This window comes from Sphingopyxis indica, from assembly GCF_032879645.1.
GTDB lineage: Bacteria > Pseudomonadota > Alphaproteobacteria > Sphingomonadales > Sphingomonadaceae > Sphingopyxis > Sphingopyxis indica.
In genome coordinates, this window is the sequence record NZ_CP076394.1 from 4046296 (window position 1) to 4069431 (window position 23136).

At 65.0% G+C, this 23136-nt stretch carries 23 protein-coding genes and 1 riboswitch; of the genes, 13 read left to right on the plus strand and 10 right to left on the minus strand.

Annotated elements, in window-relative coordinates; all coding sequences use genetic code 11:
- Window positions 1-131: 131 nt before the first annotated feature.
- The 4 genes from KNJ79_RS19175 to holA all read left to right on the plus strand — a co-directional run bounded on the left by KNJ79_RS19175 (window position 132) and on the right by holA (window position 4833).
- Window positions 132-590 (plus strand): DUF3576 domain-containing protein, encoded by a 459-nt coding sequence (locus KNJ79_RS19175; protein ID WP_089215906.1) that lies wholly within the window; start codon window positions 132-134, stop codon window positions 588-590.
- A gap of 121 nt (window positions 591-711) precedes the next feature.
- On the plus strand, window positions 712-3261 hold the full coding sequence (gene leuS, locus KNJ79_RS19180; RefSeq protein ID WP_317152235.1) for a leucine--tRNA ligase: 2550 nt from the start codon (window positions 712-714) through the stop codon (window positions 3259-3261).
- Window position 3262: 1 nt separating this feature from the next.
- Window positions 3263-3805, plus strand: a complete 543-nt coding sequence (lptE, locus tag KNJ79_RS19185; RefSeq protein ID WP_317152236.1) for an LPS assembly lipoprotein LptE — start codon at window positions 3263-3265, stop codon at window positions 3803-3805.
- Complete coding sequence (holA, locus tag KNJ79_RS19190) at window positions 3802-4833, plus strand: DNA polymerase III subunit delta (RefSeq protein ID WP_317152237.1); 1032 nt, start codon at window positions 3802-3804, stop codon at window positions 4831-4833. Before lptE ends, holA begins: the two co-directional genes overlap by 4 nt.
- A 167-nt stretch (window positions 4834-5000) precedes the next feature.
- On the opposite strand, the gene KNJ79_RS19195 is transcribed toward holA, so the two are convergent.
- Entirely contained in the window at window positions 5001-6815 is a 1815-nt protein-coding gene (locus KNJ79_RS19195) for a cation:proton antiporter (RefSeq protein WP_317152238.1), read from the minus strand.
- Between the two features lie 106 nt (window positions 6816-6921).
- Window positions 6922-7269: a winged helix-turn-helix transcriptional regulator gene (locus tag KNJ79_RS19200; RefSeq protein WP_089215911.1), complete on the minus strand. Its 348-nt coding sequence runs from the start codon at window positions 7267-7269 to the stop codon at window positions 6922-6924.
- 80 nt (window positions 7270-7349) lie between these two features.
- Here KNJ79_RS19200 and KNJ79_RS19205 point away from each other — a divergent pair, with 80 nt between their 5' ends.
- Genes KNJ79_RS19205 through KNJ79_RS19215 form a run of 3 tightly spaced genes read left to right on the plus strand, consistent with a single transcriptional unit; the run spans window position 7350 to window position 8390 of the window.
- Complete coding sequence (locus KNJ79_RS19205) at window positions 7350-7868, plus strand: PaaI family thioesterase (RefSeq protein ID WP_317152239.1); 519 nt, start codon at window positions 7350-7352, stop codon at window positions 7866-7868.
- A 56-nt stretch (window positions 7869-7924) separates the two neighbouring features.
- A complete protein-coding gene (gene relB, locus KNJ79_RS19210; protein ID WP_317152240.1) occupies window positions 7925-8143 on the plus strand; it encodes a type II toxin-antitoxin system RelB family antitoxin in 219 nt (72 codons plus the stop codon).
- A complete protein-coding gene (locus KNJ79_RS19215) occupies window positions 8076-8390 on the plus strand; it encodes a type II toxin-antitoxin system RelE family toxin (RefSeq protein WP_317152241.1) in 315 nt (104 codons plus the stop codon). Before relB ends, KNJ79_RS19215 begins: the two co-directional genes overlap by 68 nt.
- 156 nt (window positions 8391-8546) lie before the next feature.
- Here KNJ79_RS19215 and dxs read toward each other — a convergent pair whose 3' ends face one another.
- Window positions 8547-10475 (minus strand): 1-deoxy-D-xylulose-5-phosphate synthase, encoded by a 1929-nt coding sequence (gene dxs / locus KNJ79_RS19220; RefSeq protein WP_317152242.1) that lies wholly within the window; start codon window positions 10473-10475, stop codon window positions 8547-8549.
- Window positions 10476-10522: 47 nt separating this feature from the next.
- Window positions 10523-10759, minus strand: a complete 237-nt coding sequence (locus KNJ79_RS19225; RefSeq protein WP_089215915.1) for a hypothetical protein — start codon at window positions 10757-10759, stop codon at window positions 10523-10525.
- 168 nt (window positions 10760-10927) lie between these two features.
- Here KNJ79_RS19225 and KNJ79_RS19230 point away from each other — a divergent pair, with 168 nt between their 5' ends.
- The 5 genes from KNJ79_RS19230 (at window position 10928) to KNJ79_RS19250 (ending at window position 16015) form a co-directional block, all read left to right on the plus strand.
- Complete coding sequence (locus KNJ79_RS19230) at window positions 10928-11962, plus strand: MipA/OmpV family protein (protein ID WP_317152243.1); 1035 nt, start codon at window positions 10928-10930, stop codon at window positions 11960-11962.
- 579 nt (window positions 11963-12541) lie between these two features.
- Window positions 12542-12997, plus strand: a complete 456-nt coding sequence (locus tag KNJ79_RS19235) for a DMT family transporter (protein ID WP_089215917.1) — start codon at window positions 12542-12544, stop codon at window positions 12995-12997.
- 36 nt (window positions 12998-13033) lie between these two features.
- Window positions 13034-13144: riboswitch (TPP riboswitch) on the plus strand.
- A gap of 48 nt (window positions 13145-13192) precedes the next feature.
- Entirely contained in the window at window positions 13193-13594 is a 402-nt protein-coding gene (locus tag KNJ79_RS19240; protein ID WP_317152244.1) for a hypothetical protein, read from the plus strand.
- A gap of 25 nt (window positions 13595-13619) precedes the next feature.
- A complete protein-coding gene (thiC, locus tag KNJ79_RS19245) occupies window positions 13620-15512 on the plus strand; it encodes a phosphomethylpyrimidine synthase ThiC (protein ID WP_317152245.1) in 1893 nt (630 codons plus the stop codon).
- Window positions 15512-16015 (plus strand): hypothetical protein, encoded by a 504-nt coding sequence (locus KNJ79_RS19250; RefSeq protein WP_317152246.1) that lies wholly within the window; start codon window positions 15512-15514, stop codon window positions 16013-16015. Before thiC ends, KNJ79_RS19250 begins: the two co-directional genes overlap by 1 nt.
- 45 nt (window positions 16016-16060) lie before the next feature.
- Here KNJ79_RS19250 and KNJ79_RS19255 read toward each other — a convergent pair whose 3' ends face one another.
- A complete protein-coding gene (locus tag KNJ79_RS19255) occupies window positions 16061-17818 on the minus strand; it encodes an ATP-dependent nuclease (protein WP_317152247.1) in 1758 nt (585 codons plus the stop codon).
- Between the two features lie 143 nt (window positions 17819-17961).
- On the opposite strand from KNJ79_RS19255, the gene KNJ79_RS19260 reads away from it, so the two are divergent.
- A complete protein-coding gene (locus KNJ79_RS19260) occupies window positions 17962-18447 on the plus strand; it encodes a 2'-5' RNA ligase family protein (protein ID WP_317152248.1) in 486 nt (161 codons plus the stop codon).
- 197 nt (window positions 18448-18644) lie between these two features.
- Here the strand turns inward: KNJ79_RS19260 and KNJ79_RS19265 are convergent, their stop codons facing one another.
- The 5 genes from KNJ79_RS19265 to KNJ79_RS19285 all read right to left on the minus strand — a co-directional run bounded on the left by KNJ79_RS19265 (window position 18645) and on the right by KNJ79_RS19285 (window position 22865).
- On the minus strand, window positions 18645-20459 hold the full coding sequence (locus tag KNJ79_RS19265) for an ABCB family ABC transporter ATP-binding protein/permease (protein WP_317153955.1): 1815 nt from the start codon (window positions 20457-20459) through the stop codon (window positions 18645-18647).
- Between the two features lie 289 nt (window positions 20460-20748).
- Window positions 20749-20904, minus strand: a complete 156-nt coding sequence (locus tag KNJ79_RS19270) for a hypothetical protein (RefSeq protein WP_317152249.1) — start codon at window positions 20902-20904, stop codon at window positions 20749-20751.
- Window positions 20905-21007: 103 nt separating this feature from the next.
- Entirely contained in the window at window positions 21008-21595 is a 588-nt protein-coding gene (locus KNJ79_RS19275; RefSeq protein WP_089217526.1) for an LptA/OstA family protein, read from the minus strand.
- On the minus strand, window positions 21592-22230 hold the full coding sequence (gene lptC / locus KNJ79_RS19280) for an LPS export ABC transporter periplasmic protein LptC (RefSeq protein WP_317152250.1): 639 nt from the start codon (window positions 22228-22230) through the stop codon (window positions 21592-21594). Before lptC ends, KNJ79_RS19275 begins: the two co-directional genes overlap by 4 nt.
- Before the next feature lie 17 nt (window positions 22231-22247).
- Window positions 22248-22865 (minus strand): ribonuclease D, encoded by a 618-nt coding sequence (locus tag KNJ79_RS19285; protein ID WP_317152251.1) that lies wholly within the window; start codon window positions 22863-22865, stop codon window positions 22248-22250.
- Window positions 22866-23136 lie beyond the last annotated feature (271 nt).

The window sequence follows — 23136 nt, forward strand, 5'->3', positions numbered from 1 at the left end:
TGCCTGAGCCGAAGCTGAACGGCGGCGACAGGGCGAATCGCCATGCTTGCCGGGGCGCGGCAAGCGCGATAGAGACGCTGCCAATTCTCCGCACTGCGGCCAGCCGCCGCATTCAGAATAAGGTGTCCGGCATGTCCCAGCTTCGTTTCCTCGTCCCGACCGGTCGCCCGGCCGCCCTCGCGCTGCTCGGCGTCGCGGTGCTCGGCCTTTCGGCGTGCGGCGGCAAGGAACGGCCGAAGGCGGATCTTGCGGCGTCGCAGGTGACGACGATCGGCGTGAACAGCTATCTGTGGCGCGCGTCGCTCGATTCGCTCTCGTTCATGCCGCTGCTTCAGGCCGACAGCGCGGGCGGGGTGATCATCACCGACTGGTATGCGAACCCGCAGAACCCGAACGAGCGGATGAAGGTCACCGTGTCGATCCTCGACCGCGACCTGCGCGCCGACGCGCTGCGTGTCGCGGCCTCGCGCCAGGTGTCGCAGGGCGGCACCTGGGTCGATGCACCGGTGCAGGCGGCGACGGTGCAGAAGCTCGAGGAAATCATCCTCACCCGCGCCCGCGACCTGCGCCGCGGCGCGATCGAGGGTTAAAGGGAAATCGTCATTGCGAGGAGCCAAAGGCGACGCGGCAATCCAGAGTGCGCGTGAACCGCTCTGGATTGCTTCGCTCCGCTCGCAATGACGGAAGAATGAAATACGGGGTGAATAGAATATGACCCGCGAAATGCGCTTTGGCGCCCTGGCCGCCGATGCCCGCTGGCAGGCGGCGTGGGAGGCCGCGAACAGCTTTGCCGCCACCGACGGCGACGACCGGCCAAAGGCCTATATCCTCGAGATGTTCCCCTATCCTTCGGGGCGCATCCACATGGGGCATGTGCGCAACTATACGATGGGCGACGTGCTGGCGCGCTTCAAGCGGATGACCGGGCACGACGTGCTGCACCCGATGGGCTGGGACGCCTTCGGTATGCCCGCGGAAAATGCCGCGATGGAAAGGGGCGTGCATCCCGGCGGCTGGACGCGCGCCAATATCGACACGATGCGCGCGCAGTTGAAGCGGCTCGGGCTCGCGATCGACTGGGGGCGCGAACTCGCGACCTGCGACGCCGGCTATTATGGGCAGGAGCAGGCGCTGTTCCTCGATTTCTACGCCGCGGGGCTCGTCACGCGCAAGGAAAGCTACGTCAACTGGGACCCGGTCGACATGACCGTGCTCGCCAACGAGCAGGTGATCGACGGCCGCGGCTGGCGATCGGGCGCGCTGGTCGAGAAGAAGAAATTGTCGCAGTGGTTCCTCAAGATCACCGACTTCGCCGACGAGCTGCTCGAAGGGCTGAAGAGCCTCGATCAGTGGCCCGAGAAGGTGCGGCTGATGCAGGAAAACTGGATCGGCAAGTCACAGGGGCTTGAGTTCTCGTTCCGCCTCGTCGGCGGCGCGCCGGGGTTCGACGTCTTCACGACGCGCCCCGACACCATCTATGGCGCCAGCTTCGCGGCCATCTCGCCCGACCATCCGCTCGCCGAACGCCTTGCCAAGGATTCGCCGCGCCTCGCTGCCTTCATCGCCGAATGCCGGCGCCGGGGCACGTCGGCGGAGCAGCTGGAAACCGCCGAGAAGATGGGCTTCGATACCGGCCTCGCCGTCGAGCATCCGCTCGATCCGAACTGGCACCTGCCTGTGTGGGTCGTGAATTATGTGCTGATGGACTATGGCACCGGCGCGATCTTCGGCGTCCCCGCGCACGACCAGCGCGACCTCGACTTTGCGCGCAAATATGAACTGCCGGTCTATCGCGTCATCGCCGACGGCGACGAGACCGGCCAGCATTTCGAAGGCGGCGAGGCCTGGGTCGGCACCGGCCGCCTTGTGAACAGCCATTTCCTGAACGGCATGAGCATCGACGAGGCGAAGGCCGCGGTGATCGCGCGCGCCGAGCACGAAGGCTGGGGCAAGGGCACCACGGTATGGCGCCTGCGCGACTGGGGCGTTTCGCGCCAGCGCTATTGGGGCACGCCGATCCCCTTCATCCATTGCGATACGTGCGGCGTCGTTCCGGTGCCGAAGGACCAGCTGCCGGTCACGCTGCCCGAGGATGTCGATTTCTCGGTCCCCGGCAACCCGCTCGACCGCCATCCGGCGTGGAAGCATGTCGCCTGCCCGTCGTGCGGCGGCGCGGCGGTGCGCGAGACCGACACGCTCGACACCTTCGTCGATTCGAGCTGGTATTTCCTCCGCTTTGCCAGCTCCCCGGCGGACAAGCCGTTCGACCCCGCGGTGATCGCGCGCTGGCTGCCGGTCGACCAATATATCGGCGGCATCGAACATGCGATCCTCCACCTGCTCTACGCGCGCTTCTGGACGCGCGCGCTTCAGCGCATCGGCATGATCGAGGTCAAGGAGCCCTTCGCGAGCCTGTTCACGCAGGGCATGGTCACGCACGAAACCTACAGCCGCGATCAGGGCGAGGGCGTCGCGCCGCTCTATTTCACCCCCGAGGAGGTGACGCGCACCGCCGACGGCGCGACGCTCGCCGCCGACGGGTCGCCGGTCGAGGTCGGTCGCGTCATCAAGATGTCGAAGTCGAAGAAGAATGTCGTCGATCCCGACGCGATCCTCGACCAATATGGCGCCGACGCGGTGCGCTGGTTCATGCTCTCCGACAGCCCGCCCGAACGCGACCTTCCGTGGAGCGAGGCAGGGATCGAGGGCGCGTGGCGTTTCGTCCAGCGGCTGTGGCGACTGTTCGGCGAGACCGAGAACCGCGGCGACGGGGCCGAGGATATTGCGCTGGCGAGGCTGCTCCACCGCGCGATCGCGGGGGTTGCCGCCGACATCGAAGCCCTGGGCTTCAACAAGGCGGTCGCCAAGATCCACGCGCTCGCCAACGACATCGAAAAGGCGAAGCCGTCGGCGACGCGCGCCGAGGCGTGCGCGACGCTGATCCGCCTCGTCGCGCCGATGATGCCGCACCTCGCCGAAGAGGCGTGGGCGGCGCTGCCCGAGGCGCAGCGCACGAGCGCGATGGTCGCCGACGCGGCATGGCCCGCCGTCGATCCCGCGCTGCTCGCCGAGGACGAGGTGACGATCGTGATCCAGGTCGCGGGCAAGCGCCGCGACGAGCTGACGCTCGCCAAGGGACTCGACAAGGACGCCGTCGAAGCCGCCGCGCTCGCGCGCCCGCGCATCGCGGAGTTGCTCGCAGGAGCCGCGCCGAAGAAGGTGATTGTGGTTCCCGACCGGCTGGTGAATATTGTTCCCTAAGATGCGCGACCTGCTCGCCTCCTGCCTGATCGCCCTGTCGCTGCCGCTCGCCGGCTGCGGGCTGAAGCCGCTCTATGCGAACGGCAGCAAGGGCGAGGTCGCGACGATGCTCGCCGATATCGACGTCGCGCCGATCGAGGGGCACGCCGGCTGGCTCGTGCGCAATGCGCTGCGCGACCGCTTCGTCGCGGCGCAGGGCGGGCGCGGCGAGGGCAATCGCTTCCGGCTCGACGTCCGGCTCGAGGACAGCATCACCGGGTTCGGCGTCCGCACCGACGATTCGGTGACGCGCGAGCGGCGGACGCTGCGCGCGCGCTACCAGCTCGTCGACGGCGCGACCGGCGAAGTGCTGCTCGACGCGACCGCGGCGCAGGACGCGGGCATCGACGTCGTCGGCAGCGAATATGCGACGATCGCGGCCGAGAACAGCTCGCTCGAACGGCTCGCCTCGGGCGTCGCCGACCAGATCGTCGCGCGGCTCGCCGTCTATGCGAACCGCGGCGGCCCCGCCTCGGCGCCCGGCGTTGCACCGACGGCCCGATGAAAGCGGTCAAGCCCGCCGAACTCGAACGCCTGCGACAGCTCGACCCCGCGGTTCGCCTCATCCTCCTTACCGGTCCCGACGAGGCAACGATGAACGCGCTCGCGGCAAGGCTGGTCGCGCTCGCGGGCGAGGAGGCCGAGCGGCTCGACCTTTCCTCGTCGCAGCTTTCGCAGGATGGCGCCCTGCTCGCCGCCGAAGCGGCGTCGCTGTCGCTCTTTGCGGGTGCGCGGGTGATAAGGCTCGAGATTTCGGGCAGCGGCGACGATTGCCTCGCCGCGGTCGATGCGCTGCTCGGCGCCGACAGCGCGGTCAATCCAGTGATCGCGACGGGGGCATCGGTCACCGCGCGCTCGAAGCTCGTCAAGCTCGTCGAGGGATCGGACGCCGGCCTCGCCGCGATCTGCTACCAGCCCGACCGCCGCGCGCTCGTCGGCATCGCGATCGCGGCGGCCGAGGAACAGGGACTGCGGCTTGCCAATGCCGAAGCGCAATTGCTCGTCGATCTGGTGTCGGGCGACCAGGCACTGATGCGCCGCGAGCTCGAGAAGATGGCGCTCTATCTCGACGCGGCCAGGGATCGCCAGCGGCAGGTCACCGCCGCCGACATCGCCGCGCTCGGCGCCGCGAGCCACGAAGAGGACGTCAGCGAGTGCATCAACGTCGCGCTCGGCGGCAAGCTCGGCGACCTGCCCGACATGCTGACAAGGGCGGCGGCGGTCGGGGTGGCCGAAATCCGCATCATCCGCGCGCTCGCGATCCGCGCGGGCCAGCTCGCCCGGCTGCGCGCCGAGGTCGATGGCGGCGCGCATCCCGCAACGGTGGTGTCGGCGCGCAGCAGCGGCGTTTTCTGGAAAGAGCAGAGCGCAGTGACCGCGCAGCTCCATATCTGGGATTCGGTGCGCATCGCGCGGCTGATGACGCGGCTGCTCGATTGCGAGCGCGCGCTCAAAGCGTCGGGCACGCCGGGCAATGTGCTGTTCCGCAAGCTGATGACCGACATCGCGCACCAGGCGGCGCGGGCGCGGTAGCGCGCCGAGCGTCGTTGACCGAATAACCCGTGTGCTCCCGCGAAGGCGGGAGCCCATCTCCAGACGGCGCTATGTCGACCGGCGGGCGATGGGTCCCCGCCTTCGCGGGGACACTTTCACAGGAGGCTCGTTCAAAGGCGACCAGATCGTTTCCCGATGTGGGCGGGTTATGCCGCCTCGCGCGCTTCCATGCGCGCCTTGGGGTCCTCGGGCGGCACGAAGCTCCATAGCGTATCGCCCGCCTCGACCGCCGGCCGGTGGTGCTTGGCAAAAATGACAAGCTCGCCCGACGGCCGCACCACCGCCAGGCTGTCGCCGCCGCTCGCCTTCATCCGCGCGGCATAGTCGGAATAGGGGAATTTTTCGGTGATCCGGGTGCGGCTGAAGGTCCAGCCCGCCTGCAGCCGGTCGAGCTGTTCCTCGATCGGCGTCGCGGCGAGCGTGAAGACGCGCCCGCGCCGCTGGCTGCCCTGCTGCGCCTCGCCGATCACGCGGCTGACGCGGTCGTGGCCGATCTCGGGCGCAAGCTCGCTGCACACCAGCGCGTTATAGGCATCATTGTCGGTCGCCGCGATCAGCTGCTGAAACTGGCCCATGTCGAGGTGATCCTCATGCACCTCGTCCAATATATCGCCGTGATAGACCGGCAGGCCGGCGTGGCGCGCGCGGCGCAGCGCGAGCTGGCTCGCATCGGCGACGAGCACGTCGCGCTCCTGCCGCTTGATGAATTCGGCAAAGGCGATCGTCCAGCTGTTCGCGCCGACGAGCAGCACCCCGTCGCCCTTGCCGCGATCGAGCCCGAGCCAGCGCGCGAACGGCCCCGCAGTGAAACCGTGCGCAAAGATCGTCGCGATCACGACCCCGAACGACAACGGCACCAGCGCCTCCGACCCGGCGATGCCATAGTCGGAAAGGCGCAGCGCGAAGAGGCCGGTGACCGCGACCGCGACGATGCCGCGCGGCGCGATCCACGCGACGAACAATCGCTCCTTCAGCGGAATGCGCGTGAAGAGCAGCGCGATCATGATCGTCAGCGGCCGCACGACGAAGAGCAGCAGGACGAGGAAAACCAGGAAGCGCGCCTGAAAATTGGACACGACGGTCCAGTCGAGCGTCGCCGACAATATGATGAAGACGCCCGAGACGAGGAGGACGGTCAGATCCTCCTTGAAACGCTGGAGCATATGCGTCGAATAGGTTTCGCGGTTCGCCATCACCACGCCCATCACGGTCACGGTGATCAGCCCGGTTTCGTGCATGATCAGATCGGAGAGGACGAAGACCGCGATCACCGTCGTCAGCAGCACCGGCGCCTTCAGATATTCGGGAACCCAGCCGCGCGGGAAGGCCCAGGTCAGCGCAAAGCCCGCGGCGCCTCCGATCAGGATCGCGAGCAGGCTCGCCGCAACGACGTCGGTGACGATCCCGATGCTGTTCGCCTCGGCGCCGCCGTGGGTGATGTAGCTGTAGATGCCGACCGCGAGCAACGCGCCGATCGGATCGTTCACAATGCCTTCCCACTTCAGCATATTCTTGACGCGCGGCGCGATGTTGAGCGTGCGCAGCATCGGCCCGATCACCGTCGGACCGGTCACCACCATCACCCCGCCGAACAATGCCGAAAGCTCGAACGACAGCCCCGCACCATAATAGGCCGCGGCGGTGCCGAGCGCCCAGCCGACGGGCACCCCGACGAAGACGAGCAGCGCGACGGCATAGCCCGCCTGCCGAAGCTCGCGGAATTTGAGGCTGAGACCCCCTTCGAACAGGATCACCGCGACCGCGAGCTTGATGATCGGTTCGCGCAGATTGCCGAAATCCTGCTCGGGGCGGATCAGGCCGAGCACCGGCCCCGCGACGATCCCCGCGATCAGCATCAGCGCGATCGCCGGGCGCCCGGTGCGCCAGGCAATCCACTGCGCCCCGATGCCGATCACCCCGATCAGCGCAATTTTGACGAGCAGGGAGTCGATCGCGAACATCGCCCAAGCCTATGCGGGGACGAGCGGAAAAGGCCAGCCCAAAAGCGGCGGCAGGTTTGCCAGGCGTCGCCGCATCAAGCGACGAACTGCGCTTCACTGTCCTTGTTCATTCCAGCCCTTGCTCCGCGTCCGCGTGGTGCGCACGCGGCAGCCAGGCGTCGCCCCACGCCTTGATTGCGTCATAGGTCGGGCGCAGCGCCTCGCCCGCCGGGGTCAGACGATAACGCGCGCGCTTCGCTTGCGGCGGCACGCGCTCGAGCACCCCCGCCGCGACCATCCAGCCAAGCCGCGAGGTCAGCGCCGCGCGCGAGATGTCGAGCCGGCTCATGAAATCCTCGAACCGGTCGATCCCCAGAAAGGCTTCGCGCAGGATCAGCAGCACCCAGCGGTCGCCGAGCAGCCGCGACGCGCGCCCGACCGGGCAAGGCGAGCGCGAGGGCGTGTAATCTTTCATCGTCTGGATTTAAGACTTGACGCCGCGCAGGGCAAGCCGCGATAATGTCTGTAATCCAGACGATATAAGGATGCTCTCCCATGCGCGGCCATCGCTTTGCCAGCAACGAAGACGCCGTCGCCTATATGAAGCGCGTCGCGGTCGATGCCTCGGGCTTCACCGCCTTCCTCGGGGTCGAGCCGCTGCGCTGCTTCGCGGGCGAATCGGAGCTGTTGCTCACCCTTCGCCCCGACATGACCCAGCACCACGGCTTTGCGCACGGCGCGATCGTCGGGCTGATGGCCGACAATGCCTGCGCCTGGGCCGCGTCGAGCGTCGTCGGCGACGTCGTCACCGGCAGCTATACGATCAACTTCCTTGCCCCCGCGCAAGGGCAGCGGCTGCGCGCGAAGGGCGTGGTGATCAAGGCGGGCAAGCGCCAGGCGATCGTTCGCGCCGACGTGTGGGCCGAACGCGACGGCGAAACCCCGCGCCACTGCGCCACCGCGCAAGCGACGATCATGCCGGTGGCGGTCGAAGCCCCGGCCGTGCCCCACGATACGAATATTTGCCTCATCTGCGCCGCGCTCGAAGCGGCGCATGTCGCCGACGCGGCTTAGCCGAGCTTGCGGTGCGGCGGCGCCCGCTATACATGTATAGCGAAGGAGAGTTCTCCATGCTCGCAATCCGCCTCGACAAGGAGCTCGAAGAGCGCTTGTCCGCCGCCGCCAAGCGCTCTGGCCGCACCAAGACCGCTCTCGCACGCAAGGCGATCGAAGAATATATCGACGAGCTCGAAGATATCGCGCTTCTCGAAGCTGCGCTCAATGAGGCGGGCGCGGGCAAGACGATTTCCCACGAGCGGATGCGGCGCGAACTTGGCTTGGACGCTTGAATATGACGTCGCCGCTCGGCGTCAGCTACGTAAACTCCCGAGGACCGTCGGCGATCGGATTCTCACGACGCTCGAGCAGATTGCAGCGCTTGAGAACCCCCGGACTCGCGGCCATGCGTTGACCGGTGACTATGCCGGCCATTGGCGTTATCGCGTTGGCGACTATCGCGTCATCGCTCGGATCGACGACGGTCGGCTCGTGATCGTGGTCATCGCCATCGGCCACCGCAGCGCGATCTATCGCTAGAGCAAATTGCGCGAAATCTGAATCATCCGCATCCCCGAGCGAAGACGAGGGGCTCGTTCGAGCGGAGCGAGAACCGCAGCGTCGCAGCCTCGACTTCGCTCGGCAGAGCCCCTCGTCTTCGCTCGGGGAAACGGTGCAGATTTCCGGCACGATGCTCTAAGCCCGCGCGCCCGCCTCCTCGACCCCCGCGCTATTGTGGCGCAGCGCCTTGAGCACGGTGTCGACGATCTGCGGCGCGTTGAGCCCCGCGGCGTCATATTGGGCTTCGGGCTTGTCCTGATCCTGAAAGACGTCGGGCAGGCGCATCGTCCTGAGCTTCAGCCCCGCGTCGATCAGCCCCGCGTCGCTCGCCAGCGTCAGCACATGCGCGCCGAGCCCGCCGATGCTGCCTTCCTCGATCGTCACGCACACCTCATGGGCGGCGAGCGTCTGGCGGATCAGTTCCTCGTCGAGCGGCTTTGCAAAGCGGAGGTCGATCACGCTCGTCGACAGCCCGCGCGCCTCGAGCGTGTCGGCGGCCTTGAGCGCCTCGGCGAGCCGCGTGCCGAGCGAGAGAATCGCGACGGCCTTGCCCTGCCGCACGATCCGGCCCTTGCCGATTTCGAGCTTCTCGGGCACCTCGGGAAGCGGCACGCCGGTCCCGCCACCACGCGGATAGCGAAAGGCGATGGGTCCCAAGTCATATTCGGCGGCGGTATAGGTCATGTGGACGAGTTCGGCCTCGTCGGCCGCCGCCATCACCACCATGTTCGGCAAGGTCGCGAGATAGGTGATATCGAAGCTGCCCGCGTGGGTCGAGCCGTCGGCGCCGACGAGCCCCGCGCGGTCGATCGCGAAGCGCACCGGCAGATTCTGGATCGCGACGTCGTGGACCACCTGGTCATAGGCGCGCTGGAGGAAGGTCGAATAGATCGCCGCGAACGGCCGCATTCCCTGCGCCGCGAGCCCCGCGGCAAAGGTCACCGCATGTTGTTCGGCGATGCCGACGTCGAAGCTGCGGTCGGGATGCGCCCTGGCGAATTTGTCGACCCCGGTGCCCGACGGCATCGCCGCGGTGATCGCGACGATACGCGGATCGCTTTCGGCGAGCTTCGCGAGCGTCTCGCCGAAGACATTCTGATAGGCGGGCGGCCCCGGCGGCGCCTTCGCCTGCTTGCCGGTAATGACGTCGAATTTCTGGACGCCGTGATATTTGTCGTCCGCCGCCTCGGCGGGGGCATAGCCCTTGCCCTTTTGCGTCACCGCATGGATCAGCACCGGGCCATGGTCGCTGTCGCGGACATTTTCGAGCACCGGGATCAGATGATCGAGATTATGCCCGTCGATCGGCCCGACATAATAGAAGCCAAGCTCCTCGAACAAGGTCCCGCCCATCGCGAGTCCGCGCGCATATTCGTCGGTGCGCCGCGCCGCCTTGTGCAGCGGCTCGGGCAGCTTGCGCGCGAAGCGCCGCGCGATCTCGCGCAGTTCGAGGAAGGGGCGCGACGACACCAGCTTTGCCAGATAGGCCGACAGCCCGCCGACCGGCGGCGCGATCGACATATCGTTGTCGTTCAGGATCACGACGAGCCGGTTGCCCGCGGCGCGCGCATTGTTCATCGCCTCATAGGCCATGCCCGCCGACATCGCGCCGTCGCCGATCACCGCGATCGCACGGCCCGGCTGGTCCTTCAGGCTGTTCGCGACCGCAAAGCCGAGCGCGGCGCTGATCGAGGTCGACGAATGCGCGGCGCCGAACGGGTCATATTCGCTCTCGGCGCGCTTGGTGAAACCCGACAGCCCGCCGCCCTGGCGCAAGGTGCGGATGCGGTCGCGGCGCCCGGTGATGATCTTGTGCGGATAGCATTGGTGCCCGACGTCCCAGATCAGCTTGTCGTCGGGGGTGTCGAAGACATAGTGGAGCGCGACGGTCAGCTCGACGACGCCGAGCCCCGAGCCGAGGTGCCCGCCGGTGGTCCCGACGGCCGAAATCATCTCGGCGCGCAATTCGTCGGCGAGCTGGCGGAGCTGGTCGGGCCTGAGCTTGCGAAGGTCGGCGGGCACATCCACCGTGTCTAGCAGCGGCGTAAGCGGTCGATCGGTCATCGTGACGTCATAGGCCCAAGCCCCGATAGTGTCGAACGAAAAGGCGCCTACTCGCCGTCGTCCGCCGCATCCTCGCGCGCCTTGGCGGCGTCGATCTGGGCATAAAGCCCGCGCACCATCAGGTCGGTGAAGACGAGCATCACGCCGAGCATCCCCAGGAACAACGCGACCGCCACCGCGGGGAACGGCCCGACCGCTTCGACCGACCCGCGCCGCATCGCGACCGCGAGCAGCGCCGCCGCGACGATCAGCGCATAGCCGGCCAGGCGCGGTGCGCGGCTCATGCGGAACCATCGGCCGCGTCGCGGCATAGATGCGGGAAGCGTCTGTTCTGATGCATGAAAGTCACGATGGCGGGAAAAGCGTCCGCCCGCAAGCGACGGTGATTGCATCGGATCGACAAGGCCCTAAACCTCCTCGCAAGGGGTCGTAAGACAGGATTCTCCTCGCCGATGCACCGACCGGTCGTTCGCCTTGCGCCCAGCCGCCCAGCCGCCTCGCTCTTCCTTGCGCTCGGCGCCGCTTTGCTGGCGTTCCCTGCGCAAGCCGACGAGATGGCGCTCGCCCCCGATCCGGGTGCGCTCGACAATATCAGCCTCGCCGACGAGATCATCGCGAAGCGGCCGATCGCGCCGGCGCCCGCCGCCTATATGCAGGATCGCGACATCGACCAGGACATATTGTTTCCGCCGACCAATCCCGACGACGACGATCCCGACCGCAAATGGGCGCGCGACTATTTTGCGATCGCCGGCGGGGTGCTCACGTCGCCGCGCTACAATGGCGCCGACGACAACGTCGTCCTGCCGGGGGGCTATCTGCGCGGCCGCATATCGGGCTTTTCCTTTTCGACCCGCGGCACCAATTTCCAGGTCGACCTGATCCGCCAGCGGCGCGGCCAGCGCATCGACTGGAAACTCGGCCCGGTCGTCAACCTGCGGAGCGACCGCACGGGCCGGATCGGCGATCCGCAGGTCGAGGCGCTCGGCGAAAAAAAGGTCGCGGTCGAACTCGGCCTGACCGGCGGCGTGACGATGACCGGCGTGTTCACGAGCAAATATGATCAGCTCGGCCTGCGCTTCATCGTGCTCGCCGACATTTCGGGCCGCCACAGCAGCTGGGTCGCCTCGCCGACGATCGAGTATAGCACGCCGCTGTCGAAGCGCGCCTATATCGGCATGTCGGTATCGGTGAACGTCTATGGCAAGGGATTCGGCGCCTATTATTTCGACGTCGATCCGCTCGGCAGCGCCGCGAGCGGGCTTCCCGTCTATGAAAGGGCCGGGCGCAAGGCGACGGCAGGCAAATATACGATCGGCGTCGCGGGCGCTTATTCGCTGTCGGGCGATCTGCGCAAAGGCTTCGCGCTGCTGACCGGCGTGCAATATGGCCGCATGGCGAGCCGCTTCGCCGCCTCGCCGATCGTCGCGATCGCGGGCGACAAGGATCAATGGATCGCGGGCGCCGGCGTCGCCTATCAATTCTGATCGGGGAAGGCCGCGCGATCCCCTTGATCGCGGCCGCGGCGCAGCCCATATTGCGCCTATCGTCAACAAGCGAAAGGAGGTGGTCGAATGTCTCATTGTCCCATGCCGCACGCGGCGGACTCACTGAGCATGGCCTCCGTCGCGGGGGTCGTGCCCGGCTGAGTTTTCCCGCGTCAGGCAAAGACAATGGAAGGGCCGTCCGCAAGGGCGGCCCTTTGTCGTTGGCGATTTGTCGCTGGCCGAGAGCGGGAATGAGGGCTTTCGGGCGGGAGCGGACATAATAAGCCCCTCCTCTTCAGAGGAGGGGTTGGGGGTGGTGGCGCGCGACAGCGCGCGAGAGGTCTAGCACCACCCCGCTGCGACTAGGGCGCGAAGCGCCCAAGTCTCGCTGCCCCTCCTCTGAAGAGGAGGGGTTTTGTCCGACGGCAGCCTCCCACCCCAAAGCCGCCATCGGCGCGCGGTTCATGCAAATAATTGGAAACCGGCGAGGCCAATCGATCCCCGCGCAAGCAATTCCCGCTTCCCCGCGCGCGGCAAAGCCGCGACAAGGCGGACCCGACCCGCAGGAGCCTCTCGCCGATGACGACCAGCAACGCGACGACTTTCGCCACCATCATGTTCCTCACCGGGGTCGGCATCCCGATTCTCGCCGCCTTGAACGGCGGACTCGGCGCGCGGCTCGGCAGCCCGATGGCGGCGTCGGTGATCCTGTTCGGCCTCGCGATGCTCATTGCGCTCGCCGGCGCGGCGGTCACCGGATCGCTCGGCGACATCCGCCTGTCGGCCGAGGTTCCCGCGCAATTCTACTTCGGCGGGCTGTTCGTCGCCTTTTATGTGATCGCGGTGACCTTCATCGCGCCGCGCTTCGGGGTCGGCAATGCGATCTTCTTCGTCCTCGTCGGCCAGCTCGCGAGCGCGGCGGTGATCGACCATTACGGCCTGTTCGGCGCCGCGCGCTTTCCGATCGACGCAAAGCGCGTCGCGGGGATCGCGCTGATGATCGCCGGCGTCTGGCTCGCGCGCCGCACCGGCTGACCCCCTTTCACTCGCCGCCCACATCGCCTATGCTCGCCCGCATCCCCGGGGAGCCTGTGTGCGGAAACAGGTTGAGAGCGGAACAGCCCGCGACCCGTCGAACCTGATCCCGGTAATACGGGCGGAGGGAGGGAGCGCGATGGCACCACCGGACCGCAGACCCGCTCCCCCCGCCCGCAGGAAGGAGCGCGCGTGATGACCCATGCGACCATATGGTCGGCCCTGATCCTCGGCCTGTTCCTGCTCGCCGCCGCGATCGACGAACTGCGCCGCCCCGGCCAGTGGCACCGGATGATCGAGGAGATCGACGCCTCGCCCGCGCTGCAGATGATCGTCGGGCTGTTCGAGCTGATCTTCGGCACCCTCCTCTATCTCGGCAGCCGCGGCCCGACCGGCTGGCCCGGCGACTGGCTCGCCGCGGTGCTGACGCTGATCGGCGGGCTCGCGGTGCTCGAAGCGCTGGTCATCACCGCCTTTTCCGACATCTATGTCCGCTTCTGGATGCGCAAGCTCGGCACCAACACGCGCGTCGTCGCCGGCCTCACCCTGCTCATCGGCGCCGGCTTCATCGCCGCCGCGCTCTTCCGCCTCGCCTGATTCATCCCCAAGGAAAGACAAACCCATGGCCGATATCGACAGCCGCCTCGACAAGACCGCCGCAACCCCCATCGGCGTTACCACCGGGCCGATCCGTGGCAGCCGCAAGATCCACGTCGCCTCGCCCACCGGCAGCGGCATCCGCGTCGCGATGCGCGAGATCCTGCTCGAACCCTCGTCTGGCGAGCCGCCGGTGCGCGTCTATGACACCAGCGGCCCCTACACCGACCCGAACGCCGCCATCGACATCCACGCCGGCCTCCCCGAACTGCGCAGCCCCTGGATTCGCGCGCGCGGCGACGTCGAGGAGGTCGCGCAGCGCGAGGTTCGGCCCGAGGACAACGGCCAGCTCGGCCCCGACCGCTCGGGCGGCGTCCCGCCCTTCCCGAACGTGCGCAAGACCGTGCTGCGCGCGAAGCCGGGGCAGAACGTCAGCCAGATGCACTATGCCCGCCGCGGCATCGTCACGCCCGAGATGGAATATGTCGCGACCCGCGAAAATCTCGGCCGCGAGAGGCTCGCCGAATATATCCGTGACGGGCAGGACTGGGGCGCGAGCATCCCCGATTATGTCACCCCCGAATTCGTCCGCGAGGAAGTCGCGCGCGGCCGCGCGATCATCCCCAGCAACATCAACCACCCCGAAAGCGAGCCGATGGCGATCGGCCGCTCGTTTCTAGTCAAGATCAACGCCAACATCGGCAACAGCGCGGTCGCCAGCGACGTCGCGGCCGAGGTCGACAAGATGGTCTGGTCGATCCGCTGGGGCGCCGACACCGTCATGGACCTCAGCACCGGGCGCAACATCCACGACACGCGCGAATGGATCATCCGCAATTCGCCCGTCCCGATCGGCACCGTCCCCATCTATCAGGCGCTCGAAAAGGTCGGCGGCATCGCCGAGGAGCTGACGTGGGAAATCTTCCGCGACACGCTGATCGAGCAGGCCGAACAGGGCGTCGACTATTTCACCATCCATGCGGGGGTTCGTTTGCCCTACGTCCCCCTCGCCGCCAAGCGCGTAACCGGCATCGTCAGCCGCGGCGGCAGTATCATGGCGAAATGGTGCCTCGCGCATCACAAGGAATCGTTCCTCTACGACCGCTTCGACGAGATTACCGAGATCATGAAGGCCTATGACATCGCCTACAGCCTCGGCGACGGCCTCCGCCCCGGCAGCATCGCCGACGCCAACGACGAGGCGCAATTCGCCGAGCTTTATACGCTGGGCGAGCTGACGAAGCGCGCCTGGGCGCAGGATGTGCAGGTGATGATCGAGGGGCCGGGCCACGTCCCGATGCACAAGATCAAGGAGAATATGGACAAGCAATTGGAAGCGTGCGGCGAGGCGCCCTTCTACACGCTCGGGCCGCTCACCACCGACATCGCGCCGGGTTACGACCATATCACCAGCGGCATCGGCGCCGCGATGATCGGCTGGTACGGCACCGCGATGCTTTGCTACGTCACGCCCAAGGAGCATCTCGGCCTCCCCGACCGCGACGATGTGAAGGTCGGCGTCGTCACCTACAAGCTCGCCGCCCACGCCGCCGACCTCGCCAAGGGCCACCCCGCCGCCAAGGTCCGCGACGATGCGCTATCGAAAGCGCGCTTCGAATTCCGCTGGCGCGACCAGTTCAACCTGAGCCTCGACCCCGACACCGCCGAGCAATATCACGACCAGACACTCCCCGCCGAGGGCGCCAAGTCGGCGCATTTCTGCAGCATGTGCGGCCCCAAATTCTGCTCGATGAAGATCAGCCAGGAAGTCCGCGAGTTCGCAAAACTGCAAAATCAGGACAGCGCCACCTTCATCGCCGCCGAAGAAGCCGAAAAGGGCATGGCGAAAATGAGCGAGGTTTATGAGGAAACCGGGCGCGAGCTGTATATGGGTGCGGGTGGTAGGGAGCATGATTGATGGAATTGAAGGATCTCACTGACCAACAGATCAGCAACTTTATTGCCAACTACGAAAAGAGCGGAAAGGTCGAGGGCGGGAAGTTCACACTGTCCGAATTGCGCCTTGAAAGACAGCGCCGGATCGTTTCTCCATTTCCGCCAGCCGAAACCGCCAAGGCCATCGTCGAAATAGCGCAGACGTCGAAGGACGGCCTCGTTTCTTATAAGGAGGTTTGGCAAAGGTTTCGGCCAAATGTGGTTTGGACTGGCAACGCGCCACGTGCGGAAATGGCAAAGGCCCTAGGCCGAGTCATCGCGTTTTGCATTGACAACGAACTGCCAATTCTAACGGCGCTAGTTGTCAAAGCTAGTACCCGATCACACTCCCCAGAGGCGATCCAGAATATCTGTAACGAAGCGCGATCCTACGGGATCGATGTCGGAATCGACCCGCATGAGTTTGTTAAAGCCCAACAAGAACGTTCTCGATCATTGGCTATCGAAGCATTCTCAAAATTATGAGCGTCAAGGCGCCGAACGAGGCACCCTAGTCGACTCTGTGAGCACCTATTCGAATGCCGAGATCGCTACCGCCAAGTCTTCAAATAGGGAACGAAATACCTCGAAAACTTCGTCTTCGCGCTGAACCACCCAATCTGCGAAGGGAACCTTGGAATCCTTTTGAATCTGTTTAGCGAGATAGCGAAAGTCTTCAGCTATGCGCCCATGAATCGCATCGTCTACATTGACTTCCAACGGAAGCTCTTCATTCGCAATGCGTGCCATGCGCGGCTCTAAGACCAGCACTTCTTCGGCTCTCGCGGCATCCAGCACCGCTCTCGGAAACATAAATTCTATCGGTAAAGGAAGGGCCATTCCGATGGCTCGAAAAGCGGCTTCTGCCTCCTCAAGATGGCCGGGGGTTTTAAAGTCCCCAGCAAAAATTCTCTTGGGCTTGCTCACAACACGAAAGTTCGTTTCCGGTAGAAAGTGGCTGCTGGAGAATTTCTGAAGCTCCTTTCGACCAGCCGCATCCGCGTCAAATATCCCTATTAGTGGCCGCTCATCCGATTTTATCCTCTCGTTAACTTTTAAGAAGGCCAACAAATTAGAAACTCCGTGCGACGGCTCAAAGCGAATATTCATATCGCCAAAGCCTAACGCCGCTTTAGCGCGTTCCAAAATCGTAACATCCGTTGGCCCTTCTACATAGGCGACTGGGCACTCCACATCGTCTAATCGCCCCTGCATGTCGTGAATTGACTCTTTTAAGCCCGAAAGCTCATCATAAACCTGCCGCATTCGCGGCGTGATAAGCGCCAGCAAACCCATTGTTCCATCGATATCAGATGTCGAACTTATTGACTCAACACAGGATGCCGTCCTGTCATCGTCTTCGCGATTCTCGATATACCAACGCGCAGCGTTTTCTCCAGATATGTCATAGAATGCGGGCGAATGAGTCGTCAGAAAGATCTGATTATCGACTGAGAATTTTCGACGAAAATCATCTGCCATCTCAAACGATTTTGTTAGCTCTAAGGAATTCTCTGGCTCTTCGTATCCCCAGATATGATACTTCTTGGACTTGGAAGAAATGTAGTCCAAAATGAAAGGCATATGCCGACTCTGAATCCCATCCCCCCTGAGCACCAGCGGAATGTCATGGTCTCCAAACTTATTAGTAAAGTCCAGAGCCCTGAATAGGTCTTTCAGATTTTCCGGTATATTTATCGTGGATTCTATCTTCAATATATCGAGAATTTCTACACTCATTTCTTCCGTCAAATTATGCAGGTCATTTACCAACGCTTCGGATGAATTTTTCAACCCGAGAGATTCATCTTGTAACAACGTATCATGCATGTCCGCAAGAAGATCGGAAAATATATCTCTACTCCTGATCGCAGGAATATAGTGAAACTGGAGCTTATTTAAAAATCTTCCTATTGTCGTATTTGGTATATCGTCATCATACGAATCTGTCGGAACTAAATCATACCTATTCCAAGACCTTTTAATCGAGAATCTATCCGGAAGGGATTGCCAGTTCAAAAAGTTTTTGAAATAAACTCGCATCCAAATTGTCATGCGCCCTTTAGCTGCACGAGCCTCCTCTTCTCGATCTCGGTTCAAATCTTTTATGAAATCAAAATCGGTATGTGGCTCAGTAACTCCGTTAAAGAACAAGTTTAGAGCTTTGAGGATGTTGGATTTTCCGGAGTCATTTGTCCCGGTTATGACATTAATATCTTTGCATTTTTTCAAAGAAACCGAATACACTGAACGAAAGTAGTTGATCTCTATCTGATCGATTATCTGCACGATCGCCTCCCCATTTCGTGCATTGCATTTCATCTATCATGTTGAAACGCAAGAGGTGTGGTAAGCTCATAATTGAGCGAACCTAGTTACCCCCACGCCATGTTACACCCCCGCCCATGCGCGCCCGGAATCCCCTCTACGTCATGGCCAAGCCGCCGCCGGAGGTGCAGGCGGCGATCGTCGCGCTGCCGCGCAACGACCCCGGGCGCGGCCCCGAGCTGCTCCATGTCACGCTCATCTCGCTCTACGACCTCCATTATGTGCCGCCCGAGTGGCTGCCCGCGACCATCGCCGCGCTGGACGGCTTCGCCGCGGCGCCCTTTCCGCTGCGTTTCGACCGGATCGAGAACCGCAAGGCGGTGACGCTGCGGACGCGTGGGGCCCTGGCCGAGGCGCGGGCGTTCCAGAAGGCGCTGGTGAACCATCTGCTCGCCGCGAAGGCGCCGATCATGGACGGCACCACCCCCGAACCGCATGTCACGATCAACTATCGCGGCGACCGGCTGGGCTCGCAGAAAATCCCGCCGATCGGCTGGACGGTGGGCGAGATCATCCTCACCGAAAGCATTGTGGGCCGGACCACCCATGTCGAACACGGCCGCTGGCCGCTCCGCGGCGGCGCGGGCTGATTTTTGGTGGCCTTTGGGGTGGTGGGCGGACCTTTGCTTTCTTCGTCATCCCGGACTTGATCCGGGACCCAGTCCACCGGCGTCGCGCTCAATGGACCCCGGATCAAGTCCGGGGTGACGATGGGGGATGGGCTTTGCTCTGCCGCAAGCGGAGGGCCTTCGCCCATAGCCGGCCACCGTCCCCGTCCGACGGCGCTCTAGACCGTGCCCTCTTCCTTCTCGGCCTGTTGCCGGGCCCACATGTCGGCATAAAGGCCGCGCATCGAAAGCAGCTGGTCGTGCGTTCCCGTCTCGGCGACGCGGCCTTTTTCCAGCACGATGATGCGGTCGGCATTGACCACGGTCGACAGGCGATGCGCGATCACCAGCGTCGTGCGGCGTTCGGCGATGCGGTCGAGCGTCGCCTGGATCGCCGCTTCGGTGCGGCTGTCGAGCGCGCTCGTCGCTTCGTCGAGGATCAGCAGCGGCGGGTTCTTGAGCAGGGTGCGCGCGATCGCGACGCGCTGTTTCTCGCCCCCTGACAGCTTGAGCCCGCGCTCGCCGACCTCGGTCTCATAGCCCTGCGGCAGCATCGCGATAAAGCCGTCGATCGCCGCACCCTCTGCCGCCGCCGCAATCTCGTCCGCGCTCGCGCCCTCGCGGCCATAGGCGATGTTGTAGCCGATCGAATCGTTGAACAGCACCGTGTCCTGCGGGACGATGCCGATCGCGGCGCGCAGGCTCTTTTGCGTCACCGCGCTTATGTCCTGCCCGTCGATCGCGATGCGTCCGCCCTGCGGGTCATAGAAGCGGAAGAGCAGCCGCGCGATCGTCGACTTGCCCGCGCCCGACGGCCCGACGATCGCCAGCGTCTCGCCCGCCTGGGCCGCGAAGCTGACCCCGTTCAGGATCGTGCGGTCGGGTTCGTAGCCGAAGACGACATTCTCGAACGCCACCGCCGCGCCGTTCACCCGCAGCGCGGGCGCCCCCGGCGCGTCGCTGATCTCGGGCGGGGTGTCGATCAGGCGGAACATCGCCTCCATGTCGATCAGCCCCTGGCGGATCACGCGATAGACCATGCCGAGCATGTCGAGCGGGCGGAACAGCTGCGCGAGCAGCGTGTTGACCAGCACCACGTCGCCGACCGCGTAGATGCCGCGCGACCAGCCCCACACCGTATAGGCCATCGCGCCGCCGAGCGTGGCATTGGTGACCAGGCTCTGCCCGATGTTGAGCCAGGCGAGGCTGTTCTCGCTCTTCACCGCGGCGCGCGCATATTGGTCGGCGACGTCGCGATAGCGCGCCGCCTCGCGCTCTTCGGCGCCGAAATATTTGACCGTTTCGTAATTGAGCAGGCTGTCGACGCTGCGCCCGACGGTCAGCGTGTCGAGGTCGTTCATCCGCGTGCGCAGCGCGTTGCGCCAGTCGGTGACCCGCCGCGTAAAGACGATATAGACGACGACCATCGCCGCGGTCGCCCCCGCGAGGCCAAGGCTGAACCTGGTCCAGAAGATGACGAGCACCGCGACGAGTTCGATCACCGTCGGCGCGATGTTGAACAACAGGAAATAGAGCATCGTGTCGATGCTCTTCGTTCCCCGCTCGATCACCTTGGTCACTTCGCCCGTGCGCCGCGCGAGGTGGAAGCGCAGCGACAGCGCGTGGAGGTGGGTGAAGGTCGCGATCGCCAGCTCGCGCGTCGCATCCTGCCCGACGCGTTCGAACACCACGTTGCGCAGATTGTCGAACAGCACCCCGGCGAAACGCGCGCCGGCATAGGCGAGGACAAGCCCGATCGCGGGCGCCACCCCCGCCTGCATCCCCGGCGCCATGCGGTCGATCGCGGCGCCATAGAGAAAGCCCATCGACAGCTGCACGCCCTTCGACGCCAGCACGATCAACGCGGCGAGCAGGATGCGGACCTTGTGCCCGCGATGCCCCGCGGGCCACAGATAGGGCAGGAAGCGCTTCAGCGTGTCGAGAACAGGCGGTTCGCGCGCCGCGTCGGCGGCAGTGGTCGTATCGGGCGGCATGAGCGCCCCATGTAGGGGCGCGGCGGCGAAACGCCAAGCCGCGGCGTCATCGGTGAAAATCTCACGCAAGGGCGCGAAAGAGGAAAAGAGAATCTCGCACAAAGACACGAAGGCACAAAGAGGGCGTCTATTTCCAGGCGTTCTGAATGGACTGGCGCGAAGCGCCTCTCTCGACCGCCTACGGCGAATCCGTCGCCGCACGGCACACGCGACCTCTTTGTGCCTTTGTGTGAGATATGTCTTCGCGCCTTCCTGCCTTCGCGTGAGATTTCTCTGGAGCCCCGTCGGCTTACGGCCGCTCGCGCTTCGCCGCAAAGCTGATCAGCCGGTCGATCAGGCGCCGGTCGTCGGGGTCGGGACGCGGCGCGGCGGTTTCTTCGGCGGAGGGATCCTGTCGCCGCCCGAAGCTCGGACGGCGCGGCGGGATGCGGGGGGAAAAGCGCATGGACGGGCAACCTTGCTCGCGCGGCTCCCCCCGGCGCCGCGAATGACTGGTCCCTGCCGTCATATGTGAACGGACATAGCTGTCCGCGGGTAAAGGAAGAGGGTTACTGCGTCGTTCGCTTTGGCACGGTGAAGGTGCCGGTGACGCGCCCGTTCTGCCCCTCGACCGGGCGGCCGTCGGGCCCGCGCGCCGCGCCGCGGCCGTCGACCGTCGCGCGTCCCGAATCGAGGTCGATCACCATCCGCCCGCCCGACAGGCGATTCGCGCCCTGGCGCAGCTCGACATTGCCGACCATCGTGATCAGCCGCCGATCGAGGTCGTAGATCGCGACATTGCCCTTCGCCACCTCGTCGCCCTTGGTCACCGTGACTCCACCCGACGCGTCGAGCCGGTTCACGTCGGTGCCGCCGGCGCGCGTATAGGCGACGGTCATGCGCTGCGCCGTCAGGGTCATGCCCGCCTGCGTCACGCGGACGTTGCCCGAAATCACGACGCGGTCGGATCGGTCCTGCACCTCGATGACGTTCGCCGAAAAATCGACCGGCGCGCTGCTGTCGTGGTTGGCGAGCGCCTGCGCCTGCGCGGGGGCGCCGCCGCCGGTCGCGAGGATCGCCAGGCTGGCGAACGCAAAGCTCGCGCCGCCGAGCGCGAGGCTTTTCCACCCGAAGAGGCGCCGGGGCTCGCTCGTCATTTGATCACTCCCTGGTTGATCCTCAGCCGCGCATTGCCCGACAGGCGCACGGTCCGCCCGTCGAGATCGGCATAAAGCCGGTTGGCCGAAAAGCGCCCGATGTTCAACGTTCCTTCGACCCCGCTGTCGCCGGTCAGGCTGCGCGTCCGAAGGTCGAGCGCGACATTTTCGGCATTGATGCGATAGCCGTCGGCGCTCTTGACCAGCACCGTGCCCGGTACCGAAACCTTTTCGGTGTCCATATTATATTGCGCATGCTCGGCGGCGATCGTCGCGGGACCGTCCTCGAGCCGGATCGCTCCCGACAGGTCGGTCATCCGGACGACCGGCTCGGCGCTCGATTTCTGGACCGCGCTTCCCGCGATCAGCGCGAAGGGCCGGCCTTTCGTATCCTGTCCGCGATATTCGGCGCGTGTCACGCGCATCCGTTCCTTCGCAACCTCGACCTTGTCCTTGGCGAGCAGGAAACTGACCTCGGAGCGCTGGGTGAAGGGCGAAAAGACGAGCACGGCAGCGATGACGCCGATGACCAGCGGCAGGCCGACGCGCAGGATGCGCACCACGCGGTCGTGGCTCGACCCCTTCGCCGCCCACAGGCGGCGCATCGTGCGATCGAGTTCGGCGCGTTCGGACACCGGCGAATCGCTCCCCGTCAGCTGTGCGCGAAAATATCGACTTCGGGCCAGCCCGCGAGGTCGAGCGCGGCGCGCGTCGGCAGGAAGTCGAAGCAGGCCTGCGCGAGCGCGGTGCGCCCTTCGCGCGCGAGGCGGGCGTCGAGCACCTCCTTCATCGCGTGCAGATAGCGCACGTCGCTCGCGGCATAGTCGCGCTGCGCCTCGCTGAGTTCGGCGGCGCCCCAGTCGCTCGACTGCTGTTGCTTCGAAATATCCTGCCCCAACAGCTCGCGCACCAGCTCCTTGAGCCCGTGACGGTCGGTGTAGGTGCGCACGAGCCTCGAGGCGATCTTGGTGCAATAGACGGGCGCGGTGACGACGCCGAGCGCCTGCTGCAGCGCCGCAATGTCGAAGCGCGCGAAGTGGAACAGCTTCAGCCGCGCGGGATCGGCCAATATCGCCTTCAGCACCGGCGCGTCATAGGCGCTGCCCGGCGCGAAGCGCACGAGATGCTCGTCGCCCGTACCGTCGCTGATCTGGACGAGGCACAGCCGGTCGCGCAGCGGGTTGAGGCCCATCGTCTCGGTGTCGACCGCGACGGCGCCCGGCCCCAGCGCGCCTTCGGGCAGATCCTCTTCGTGGAAATAGACAGTCATGGCCTCGCCTTATACCAAGCTGCAGAGATCGCAACCTATCGCGATCCCTGCGGCTTGGTATCGGGCCGGAAATCGGCATCGCTCAATGACTGGTTTTCATCACGTCCGCCGCCACGCGAGCGCTGCGGCCAGACGTGTAAAATCCCGCACGGAGCCTTTGAATTTTCTGTTCGCAGAAGCGCCACGAATAGGTTATATATTACGCCGTTAGCGGCACGGGGCGAGTCTGTGCCCATGGTGAACTGCGTCCCCGTCCGGCGCACGGAGCCGG